Origin of the sequence: Janibacter sp. YB324, from assembly GCF_014217915.1 — a bacterium.
GTDB classification, from domain to species: domain Bacteria; phylum Actinomycetota; class Actinomycetes; order Actinomycetales; family Dermatophilaceae; genus Janibacter; species Janibacter indicus.
Genome location: NZ_CP060120.1, coordinates 2,416,599 through 2,426,773, shown reverse-complemented (window position 1 = coordinate 2,426,773; position 10,175 = coordinate 2,416,599). Strand labels below are relative to the sequence as shown.

9 protein-coding genes and 1 pseudogene are annotated in these 10,175 nt (G+C 71.8%); 6 read left to right on the top strand and 4 right to left on the bottom strand.

The window, feature by feature from the left end; all coding sequences use genetic code 11:
• Positions 1-90 precede the first annotated feature (90 nt).
• The 6 genes and pseudogenes from H7A72_RS11845 (at position 91) to H7A72_RS11820 (ending at position 5,657) form a co-directional block, all read left to right on the top strand.
• Positions 91-1,500 (top strand): polysaccharide biosynthesis tyrosine autokinase, encoded by a 1,410-nt coding sequence (locus H7A72_RS11845; RefSeq protein WP_185220650.1) that lies wholly within the window; start codon positions 91-93, stop codon positions 1,498-1,500.
• Between the two features lie 143 nt (positions 1,501-1,643).
• Positions 1,644-2,228 (top strand): hypothetical protein, encoded by a 585-nt coding sequence (locus H7A72_RS11840; protein ID WP_185220649.1) that lies wholly within the window; start codon positions 1,644-1,646, stop codon positions 2,226-2,228.
• A gap of 50 nt (positions 2,229-2,278) precedes the next feature.
• Positions 2,279-2,461 (top strand): hypothetical protein, encoded by a 183-nt coding sequence (locus H7A72_RS11835; protein ID WP_185220648.1) that lies wholly within the window; start codon positions 2,279-2,281, stop codon positions 2,459-2,461.
• Between the two features lie 13 nt (positions 2,462-2,474).
• Positions 2,475-3,140: a phosphatase PAP2 family protein gene (locus H7A72_RS11830; RefSeq protein ID WP_185220647.1), complete on the top strand. Its 666-nt coding sequence runs from the start codon at positions 2,475-2,477 to the stop codon at positions 3,138-3,140.
• Between the two features lie 38 nt (positions 3,141-3,178).
• Positions 3,179-4,104: pseudogene (locus tag H7A72_RS17205) on the top strand (UDP-glucuronic acid decarboxylase family protein).
• On the top strand, positions 4,101-5,657 hold the full coding sequence (locus tag H7A72_RS11820) for a lipopolysaccharide biosynthesis protein (protein ID WP_185220646.1): 1,557 nt from the start codon (positions 4,101-4,103) through the stop codon (positions 5,655-5,657). The pseudogene H7A72_RS17205 and the gene H7A72_RS11820 overlap by 4 nt, the downstream one beginning before the upstream one ends.
• Before the next feature lie 37 nt (positions 5,658-5,694).
• On the opposite strand, the gene H7A72_RS11815 is transcribed toward H7A72_RS11820, so the two are convergent.
• The 4 genes from H7A72_RS11815 to H7A72_RS11800 form a co-directional block, all read right to left on the bottom strand.
• A complete protein-coding gene (locus H7A72_RS11815) occupies positions 5,695-6,792 on the bottom strand; it encodes a glycosyltransferase family 4 protein (RefSeq protein ID WP_185220645.1) in 1,098 nt (365 codons plus the stop codon).
• Positions 6,789-7,919 (bottom strand): glycosyltransferase family 4 protein, encoded by a 1,131-nt coding sequence (locus H7A72_RS11810; protein WP_185220644.1) that lies wholly within the window; start codon positions 7,917-7,919, stop codon positions 6,789-6,791. The genes H7A72_RS11815 and H7A72_RS11810 overlap by 4 nt, the downstream gene beginning before the upstream one ends.
• Complete coding sequence (locus H7A72_RS11805) at positions 7,916-8,941, bottom strand: glycosyltransferase (protein WP_185220643.1); 1,026 nt, start codon at positions 8,939-8,941, stop codon at positions 7,916-7,918. The genes H7A72_RS11810 and H7A72_RS11805 overlap by 4 nt, the downstream gene beginning before the upstream one ends.
• A 115-nt stretch (positions 8,942-9,056) precedes the next feature.
• Positions 9,057-10,157, bottom strand: a complete 1,101-nt coding sequence (locus H7A72_RS11800; RefSeq protein WP_185220642.1) for an acyltransferase — start codon at positions 10,155-10,157, stop codon at positions 9,057-9,059.
• Positions 10,158-10,175 lie beyond the last annotated feature (18 nt).

The window sequence follows — 10,175 nt, the reverse complement described above, 5'->3', positions numbered from 1 at the left end:
CACTCCTCGCAGCAGGTGGGGGATGTCACGGGCGACCCTACCTTCGGGCCACCGTGGGGTGGGCCGATCGCACGGGGCAGGGAGTCGAGAGTGCAGTTCAGCGAGTTGTTGGGTGTCGTGCGCCAGCGGTGGCGGCTCATCGCGGCCTGTGTCGTGCTCGCTGTCGCCGCGGCGATCGCCGTGACCCTCACGACGACCCCGGTGTACGAGGCCCGGGCGCGCATCTACCTCAGCGCCGAGCAGACGAGCAACAGCTCCTCCGAGGGCGGGGTCTTCGTCCTCACCTCCGAGGACCTCGACACCTACGTCTCGATCCTCGACACGCCCGCGGTCCTCGAGCCGCTGCGCGAGGAGCTCGGGCTCGAGCCCGGGCACCCGATCACGGTGAGCGCGCAGACCAGCGGCTCGACCTCGATCCTCAACATCACGGCGCGGGCCGCCGACGGGCAGGAGGCGGCCGACATCGCCAACGAGGTCGGCCCGCAGCTGGGCAAGGTCGCGGGGGAGTTCTCCACCCTGCTGAAGTCCTCCGGGCAGACGGTGGTCTCCACCCCGATCCAGCCCGCGTCCGCCTCGTCGCGGCCGGTCTCGCCGGACCCGGTGCGCAACATCGGTCTCGGCCTGCTCGCGGGTCTCGTCCTCGGGCTGGGGCTGGCCTTCGTCCGGCACGCGCTCGACACCAAGGTGCGCGGCGAGGACGACATCCGGCCCCACTCCGATGCGCCGATGCTCGCCGGGCTGCCCCTGGAGCGGTCGTCCAAGAGCCTCGTGAGCGTCGAGGACGACCCGCACGGCCGGCACGCCGAGGCGATCCGGCGGCTGCGGACCAACCTGATGTTCGTCGACGTGACGACCGGTCGGCACTCCTTCGTCGTCACCTCCGCGATGCCGGGCGAGGGCAAGACGACGACCGCGGTCAACCTCGCGCTCGCCATGGCCGACTCCGGCCGGCGCACCCTGCTCGTCGACGCCGACCTGCGCAACCCGTCGGTGGCCAGGGCACTCGGCATGGAGGGCAGCGTCGGGCTGACGACCGTGCTCCTCGGTGACGCCGAGGTCCACGACGTCATCCAGACCTGGGGGAGCGCGGGCATGGACGTCCTGCCCTCGGGGCAGGTGCCGCCCAACCCCAGCGAGCTGCTCGGCTCGGCCCCGATGGAGGCCCTGCTCAGCTCGCTCGTCGACGAGTACGACTTCGTGCTCGTCGACTCCCCGCCGGTGGTCCCGGTCATCGACGCGGTGGTCGTCGAGCGGCTCACCGGTGGCCTGCTGATGATCGTGGGCATCGACCGCACGAAGAAGAAGGACCTGGTGGCCGCGCTCAAGCAGCTCGACACCGTGGGGGCGCGGGTCTCGGGCTTCGCCCGCAACTTCGTCCAGGGCAAGGGCGGCGAGTACCGCTACGGCTACCACACCTACGAGCAGGCGATCGCCCAGGACAAGCGCCGGGGGCGCCGCCGGGCCAAGGAGCGTCGGGCGTCGGAGCGGGCCCGGGCCTGAGCCTCGGGCCGCCGACGGTCAGGGCGCGGGATCATCCCACGAAAAGCCTGTTCGTGCAGGATGAAGTGCGCTAGCATCCAGTCCAACAAGGGCGAAGCCGATGGGGTCGGTGTGGATGCCCTATGACAAGCGGGGAAGTGAACATGGGGCAGAGCAACACCTCAGTGCGTCGTCGTCAGGTCGTCAAGGGCGCGGCGTGGACGGCACCAGTGATCGTCATGGGTACGGCCGCGCCCGCGCAGGCGGCGTCGCCCCCACCTCCTGGTCTGCAGGGTTGGGTCACCGTCGGCAAGAACTGCGGGACTGACCGCCTGACGATCGACGGCACGGGCGGTAACGGCGCAGAGCCTCCCAACACCGGCACCCGTGGCCTGTGGATCTACAACACCACCGCGTCCACGCAGATTGCGAATCCCCGGATCACTCTCTACTACCCGAGCTCGCTCGGGACCATCACGTGGACCGCGGTTTCGGGCAACAGCAACTGGTCCGTCCCCGTGCCGTCGACGGTGGACCCGCCGATCGCCGGCTACATCGCCTACACCACCTTCTACACGGGCGGTTGGCAGTTCAGAAGCGCCTACGGCTACAGCCGCGCCTCGGGCCGGCCCAACTTCCAGGCATCTGTCAACATCAGTTGCAGCGGCACGATCCCCATCTACGCGCGTCGCACGGTCACCGTCAGCGGGGAGACGATCTCCTTCATCCGCGGACCGGTCAGTCTCTGACGCGACCATCGAGCCAGCTCATCCAGAATTCGTTCGAGAGGATCCGATCCATGTCTGAGTCCCCTACGCCCGACACGACCCCCGAGGCCGAGGACGTCCCCACGCCGGAGGCCACGGCGGACGAGCAGGTCAAGCCCTCCCCGGAGACGACGGAGTCCGCGAGCGAGTCGAGCGACACGGACTCGACCACCGACGACGACCGGTCCAACGTCACCGTCTACGCCCAGATCTGATCTCGTCGCGCCCTTGTCGGCGCGGCGCGTCAGCGGGGCGCGGCAGGCTCTCCGTTGGGCGGCCTTCGGCGCGGTGTACCTCCTGCTCGTCGTCAGCCCGACCGGGCAGGAGCTCGACGAGTGGCTGCTGGGCCTCGCCCAGCGGCTGGGACCCGGGCCCCTGGCGCAGCTCTGGCCCCTCCTGGGCAGGCGAGTGCTCCCCTTCGGGCTCGTCGTGCTGGTGCTGGGCCTCGGCGCACTGCGGGTGCGTCGTCACCCGTGGCAGGTGCTGCGGGTCGGCGTGCTCGTCGGCGCGAGCACCGGTCTGAGCCTGCTGCTGAAGCAGTCCCTGCCCCGCCCGCTCCACGGGCGCGAGCTCGGCTACCTCACCAACACCTTCCCCTCGACGCATGCGTCCGCCACGCTCGCCCTGCTGGTGGCCGTGTGGTGGCTCTGCCCGCGGCGCCCGGTGTGGCTGACCCGGCTGCTGTGCGCGGCGGCCGGCGTCGCCGCTCTCGGCAACGTCGTCGGTCACGCCCACCGACCCAGCGACGTGCTCGGCTCGGCGCTCCTCGTGGGTGTCGGGGCCAACACGCTGCGAGCGGCCACGAGCCGGCGGGCCAGCGGATACTCTGACGACGCCCACGACCGGTCCACCGAGGGCAGGGCGGGGCTCACTGGGAAGGATGGCTGCGCGTGAAGGCACCACAAGGGGAGAGCCGGACGCCTCGGCGGGTGATGGTGACGGGCGGTGCGGGCTTCATCGGGTCGCACATCACCGAGCGGCTGCTCAACCAGGGGCACGAGGTGCTCGTCGTCGACAACTACTACTCGAGCACCCGACGCAACCTCACCCACCTGCTCGACCACCCCAACATCGAGGTCATGCGCCACGACGTGACCTTCCCGCTCTACGTCGAGGTCGACGAGATCTACCACCTGGCCTGCCCGGCCAGCCCGATCTTCTACCAGCGCGACCCGGTCCAGACGACGAAGACGAGCGTGCACGGCTCGATCAACATGCTCGGGCTGGCCAAGCGGACCAGGGCCAAGATCCTCCTGTCGTCGACCTCGGAGGTCTACGGCGACCCACAGGTCCACCCGCAGACGGAGGACTACTGGGGCAACGTCAACCCGATCGGCATCCGCTCCTGCTACGACGAGGGCAAGCGCTGCGCCGAGACGCTCTTCTTCGACTACGGCGCCAGCACGACCTCGGGATCAAGGTCGCGCGCATCTTCAACACCTACGGCCCGCGCATGCAGCCGGACGACGGTCGGGTCGTCTCCAACTTCATCGTCCAGGCCCTGGCCGGCGAGCCGCTGACGATCTACGGCGACGGCAGCCAGACCCGCTCCTTCTGCTTCGTCGACGATCTCGTCGACGGGCTCATGGGGCTCATGGCGACCGACCACGAGGTCACCGGACCGATCAACATCGGCAACCCCGTCGAGTTCACGATGATCGAGCTGGCCGAGCTCGTCCTCGAGCTCACCGGCAGCTCGTCGGCGATCGACCACCGACCCCTGCCGCAGGACGACCCGACGCGCCGTCGGCCGGACATCGGTCAGGCCCAGTCCGTGCTCGGGTGGGAGCCGCGCACCCGACTGCGTGAGGGCCTGGAGCGCACCATCGAGTACTTCACCGAGCACGTCGGCTCGTGACGGAGGGGACCGAGCAGCTCGAGCCCGAGAGGCGACGGGTCAGCGAGGGTCTCATCAGCGGCACCGTGTGGACGGCCGTCCACGTCCTCGTCTCCGTCCCGATCGGGTTCCTCGTCAACGTCGTCGTCGCGCGCCGCCTCGGCGTCGTCGACTACGGGCAGCTGGCCATCCTCACCATGGTCCTCAGCCTGGCCACTGCTGCGGCCTCGCTCGGCGTGGGAGCCGCCCTGATGCAGTTCGTCACCAAGGCCTCGGAGAGCGGGCGGCGTTCCGATGTCACCCGGACGATCTCCGGTGCGCAGGGTTACAACATCTTCGTGGCGGCCCCGCTCGTCGCCCTGGTCGTGGCACTCGTCGTCGACGTGCCGTGGCCCCTGCTCGTCGCGGCGGTGGTCTTCGGCGTCCTCGCGCCAGCGGCACTGCAGGCGGGGCCGATCCTGCTGTCCACGGAGCACCGCTCCGACCGCGCTGCCCAGCTGGCGATGGTGAGCAACCTCGGCATCCAGACCGCAGTCGTCGTGACCGTGCTCGTCCATCCGGTCGCCACCTCCGTATGGGTGGCGAGGATCGTGGCCACCGGCGCGCTCATGGCCCTTCCCTTCCTCGCGCTGTCTCCGCTGCTGAGGCGGGCGGCCGTGCGTCCCAGGGCGCCGTGGTCACTTCCCCGAGCCTTCTGGGCCTTCGCCGTCCCGACCGGTCTGGCGACGCTGGTGAGCACCCTCGTCACGGACCGGGTCCAGATCTTCTTCTTCCAGTGGCTCGGTGACGCCGTCGCCGTGGGTCTCTTCGCGCTCGGCTTCGGACTGGCCGCGCAGGTGCTCGCGCCGGTCCAGGCGATGGTAGGGCCGCTGCTGCCTGCCTTCGCGGCGCTGCGGGAGCGTGGCCCGGGCCCGGCCCGGGAGGGGCTGCTGCGTGTCACTCGCGTCTCCGCGGTGGTGACCGGAGGGATGCTGGTGCTGGGGGTGCCGGTGATCGTCGGCCTGGTCCCGTGGATCTACGGCCAGCAGTACGCGCCCAGCGGTGACTACTTCCTCGTGATGTCCTGTGCCGTGGGCTTCGTCGTCGTGGGGTCGGGCGCGTACGCGTCGCTGATGTCCCGGCTGCGCGGTCGCACCTACCTCTGGGTCAACCTGGGCTCGCTGGTCGTCATGGCGGGTGTGGCGCTGGCGCTCATCCCGCCGCTAGGGGCCTGGGGTGGCGTGGCATCGATGGTGTGCGGGACGGTCACCCGCGCCCAGGCAATGACGCTGATCGAGATGCGCTCGCACCGGATCCCGTTGCGTCGCATGACGTCTGCGCAAGCACCGGTCCTCGTGGCGACGCTGGTCGTGGTACTGGCCTGGTTCGGGACGTCCGGGCTGCTCCAGGGATCGCCCGCAGCACGGGGGTTCATCGTCGGCGTGGTGGGTCCGTTGTGCTACCTCGCCGTCCTGCGCATCGCAGGTCTGGGCCTGTCGCCGGCGGACGGTGACAGCCTCGTACGGTCCGTGCCGGCGCCGGTGCGCGCCGTCCTAGCCCCAACCCTGAGTCTCGTCACCTCCGCGAGGACGTAGCCGACGTCGTCGAGGGTGGGAGCCGTCGGGCGTCGGCTCAGGTGGAGTTGTCGTGGCGCCGGTGGCCACGCCGAGACAGCACGACTTCGTAGCCCACGAGCGTCTGCCGCGCCGTCTGCGACCAGGTGTAGCGCTGCGCGATCCGCTCCCGCAGATCGGTCGAGGGCCCGCTCGCCAGTGCCCGGTCGACGGCCGTGCGGATCGAGGTCGGGTCGGCCGGGTCGCAGTACCCGGCATCGTCGCCGAAGTACTCGCGGGCGTGCCCCCGGTCGGTGGTCACCACGGTGCAGCCCGAGGCGGCTGCCTCCAGCGACACCAACCCGGTCGTCTCGTACCACGAGGCGAGCACGTGGGTGTGGTGGCGGGCGTACAGGTCCGGCAGGTCGGCGTGGTCCACCCCGGGCAGGAGCGTGACATTGCTCGTGGCAGCGGCGGCGGACCGGCACTCCTCGTGGTACCGGGGGTGGTGGGGGTGGGGCGGGCCGACGACGGTGAGCGTCATCCCCGGTGCGTCGCCGAGCGCGCGGATCGTGCCCAGCTGGTTCTTGTGCGGCTCGATCCGCCCGACGCACAGGACCGAGCCGGCGGGGCGGGCGCGGCCGGCGCCGGGGGAGAAGAGGTCGACGTCGATGGCGTTGGGTACGACGAGGCACTCGGTGAGCACCCCGAGGTCGTCGCGGACGTGACGGGCCTCCCCTTCGGCATTGGGCAGGAGCAGGTCCGCCATCGACCACGCCCGGACACGGTCGAACTCTTCGTGGGCCTCATCCAGGGCGAGGCGAGTGAGATGGTCCCTGCCTCGCACACTGGCCCGGAGGTACCGCAAGCCGCGACGACCCCGACCGAGCTGGTCCCGGAGGTCGAAGTGGTCCGTGCGGTTGCCGGCGGTGTATGTCAGGCCCCAGTAGATCGTCGACATGACGACGGGCACCCCGCGGGAGCGCATCGCGGCGACCTCGCGGGGCCCGAGTTGGAAGCCGTGCACGACGTCCCAGGTGCCCTCGGGATGCTCGGGCCCGAGGTGCTCGTCGACGTCGACGCCCAGCTCGCGCAGGGCTGCGGCGGTCCGTTGCATCTGCACGCGGTGTCCGCCGGGGATCTCGGCCCCCCGGTTGAGCCACATGAGGACCCTCACGATCGGCTCCCGTCGCGGCCGCACACGTCGCGGTAGAGCGCGAGGTAGCGCTCGCCGATGCGTGCCCACGCGAGGGACTCGGCGTGGGCACGGGCGTCGCCGGGCTCCACGGGGTCGCGGTGGGCACGCACCATCGCCGCCGCGAGGGCCTGGGCGTCGGTGGGGTCCGCCGGCTGGCCGAGGCCGGCGGTGGCATCGGCCAGACCGCCGTTGGTGCTCCACACGACGCCGCGACCGGCGGCCATGGCCTCGACGGCGACGATGCCGAAGGGCTCGAGGCGGCTGGGGACGACGGCCACCCGGGCACTCGTCAGCAGGGCCTGCACGCCACCTCGGTCGAGGGGGCCGAGCAGGTCGACCCCGGGTCCGGCCATGGCGCGCAGCTGCTCGTGCTCCGGCCCGTCGCCGCCGATGCGCAGGACCGCGTCCGGCAGCTCGCGCCGCACCAGGGTGAAGGCGTCGAGCAGCAGGTCGAGGCCCTTCTGCGGGACGTGCCGACCCCAGGCGGCGAAGACGGGTGCCTCAGGCAGGGGGGTGACGGTCCACTGGTCGGGGTCGACGCCGTTGGGGACCACCTCGCACCCGCGGAAGCGGCGCGCGATGTCGGCCGCGTCGTCACCGGCCCGGCGCGAGCACGCCGTCAGGGCTGCCGCCCGACGACTGCCGAGGCGCAGGACCGCCCGGATCTGGGCGCTGCGCTGGTAGATGCGGCCCGCGTCCATCGTCACCTCGCCCTGGGTGGTGAGGACGAGGGGCACTCGGCGCAGCGTGGTCCACAGCGACAGGGCGAGGACCTGGTTGGACGCGCACTGCACGTGCACCAGGTCCGGTCGCGGCCCGAGGTCGTCGAGGTCGCGCAGCTGGCGTCGCAGGGCGAAGGGGAAGCCCGCCAGCCGTCGTGGGTGGGACCCCGGCAGGTCGAGGGCGACGCGGCGGACCGGGACGCCCTCGACGACGTCGGTGCTCGGGAGGTCGGCCGGGTGCCGGTGGACGACGACGGTCACCTCGTGCCCGCGGGCGAGGTACTCGCGGGCGAGCTGCAGGGTCAGCTCCTCGACGCCCCCCCGTGACGGGTGGAAGGCGCTGGGCGCCAGCCAGACCCGCAGCGGCCGCTCCCGGCCGGTCACCCGGTCACCTTCCGGTAGACGTCGAGGTGGGCACGGGCGGCCGTGTCCCACGCGAAGGTGGCTGCGCGGGCGAGGCCGCGACGCACGAGGTCGTCGCGGTCGATCTCGTGCCGCCCGACGGCCAGGAGGGCCTCGGCGATCGAGGGGCCGTCGGGCTCGGTCATCAGCGCATTGCCCCGGGCGACCTCGGGGGTCGCCCCCCGGTCGACGGCGACGACCGGGGTGCCGACGGCCATGCCCTCGAGGGTGGGCAGGCCGAATCCCTCGTAGGTGCTCGGGACGACGACGGCCTCCGCCGCGGCCATGACCTTGCCGACGGCGTCGAGGTCGACCTTGCCAGCGAGCACGACCCGGGGCAGATGGCCGAAGAGCTCCTCGCGCCGACCGTGGGGCGGACCGAGGAGGACCAGCTCGTGGTCGGGCAGCTCGGGGGCGGCGATCGCCCAGGCCTCGGCGAGGCCCTCGAGGTTCTTGCGTCGGGTGACCCCGGCGGCGTGGACGAAGAAGGGGCGGGAGACGCCCAGTGCCCGCTGGTCCTCGGGTGACGACGGTGCGGGCTGCCGGAAGCTCGGCCGGACCCCGTAGGGGATGACGGTGACGCGGCGGGCGCCGACGAGCTCGGTGACCTCGCTCGCCGCGAAGTCGGAGGGGCAGATCACCTCGACGTCCGAGGGGAGCGGCTCGGTGCACCACGCGGGCAGGCGGCCCTCGTCGGGGAAGCGCATGGGGGGCAGGTCGTGCATCGTCAGCACGTGCGGACCGCGGGCCGGCGGCACCCGCAGGTCGAAGCGGTGCACCAGGTCGTGCCGCAGGCCGGTGGCCGCGCCGACCAGCCGGGCCCCCCGACGGTCGTCGAGGACCCGCTGGGGGATGCGCAGGGTCGCGGCGCTGCGGCCGCTGCCGACGCTCGAGGCGCGGAAGTCCCACCCCGGCTCGGCGAGGTCGCGGACCGCCTGCTGGATGCTCGTCTCGTAGGTCTGCTGGCCCATGGGGACCGACGTGTGCAGCGTCAGCCAGTGCACCCGCCGTGCGTGCGCCCCCCGCGGTCCCGATCGCGCCCCTTCGGCATGGTTCCCCGCCATGGGCGTCACAGTAGTGCCTGGCTGGGAGCCGGTCGGCCCGGGCACCGGTGTCCCGTCACGCGGCTGGGCGAGTCGCGGTCGAGTTCGCGGTGGCCGTCAGGGGGAAGGTGCGACGGCCGTACTGGTGGGACGGCCGCTCGACGAGCACATAGAGCAGCCAGGCCGTCCCGGCGGTGGCGGGCAGCGCGACGACGAGGCCGGCGAAGAGGGCCAGGGCGTCGGAGGCGATGTGGTCCCTGACGAGGGGACTCATCAGCAGGATCACCGGCTGGTGGACGATGTAGAAGCTGTACGAGCCCAGACCCCATCGCTCCAGGGGCGTGCTCGCGAGGCCTTGGCCGGCCGGCCCTGCGACGAGGAGGATGAGGGCGGCGCAGGGGAGGGACCAGGCGAGCACCCGACCGGGCTCGAAGGCGGCGGTGCTCCAGCCGAGCGCGACGAGCCCACCCAGCACGACCACCAGCCAGAGCACTCGGGACGACGGCGTCCGACGGCTGACGTACAGGTGGGCGCAGCCGACCCCGAGGACGAACTGCACGAGTCGGATCGGCAGGTTGTGCTCATCGGTGAGGGCATCCCACAGCGCACCGTCGGCGGGGACCGTCGACATGACGACCGACAGCGTCGCGGTGGCGAGGACGACTGGGAGGACTCCCCACCGCCTGACCGCCAGAACGACCAGCGGGAAGACGAGGTAGAGCTGCGCCTCCAGTGCGACGCTCCACAGGGAGCCGTTGATGCTTCCCAGCCGATCCGGGTTCCACGTCTGGGCGAAGAGGAGGTGCCACGCGACGTCGGACCACCGGGCCGGCTCGGGGACGAACCAGCGGGCGATGGGCGACATGGCCAGTGCGGTCGCCAACGCGAGCGCGACGAGGTAGGGAGGCGCCAGACGCCAAGCGCGGCGGGCGAGGAAGTTGTCCATGCGCAGCGATGCGCCGGCGCGGAAGGCGGCCAAGCCGAGAACGAAGCCGGACATGACGATGAAGACGTCGACGCCGTGCGCGCCGACGTCGAGGAGCTGCGGGAGCTTCGCGGGCAGCTCGGAGAGCTCCCAGTAGGCGCCGAGGTGGCACACGAAGACCGCCAGCGCAGCCAGTCCCCGCAGCGCGTCCAGTCCCACCACTCGTGGGTGGTGCTCCTGGTTCCCCACCATGGCGGTCACAGTAGCGTG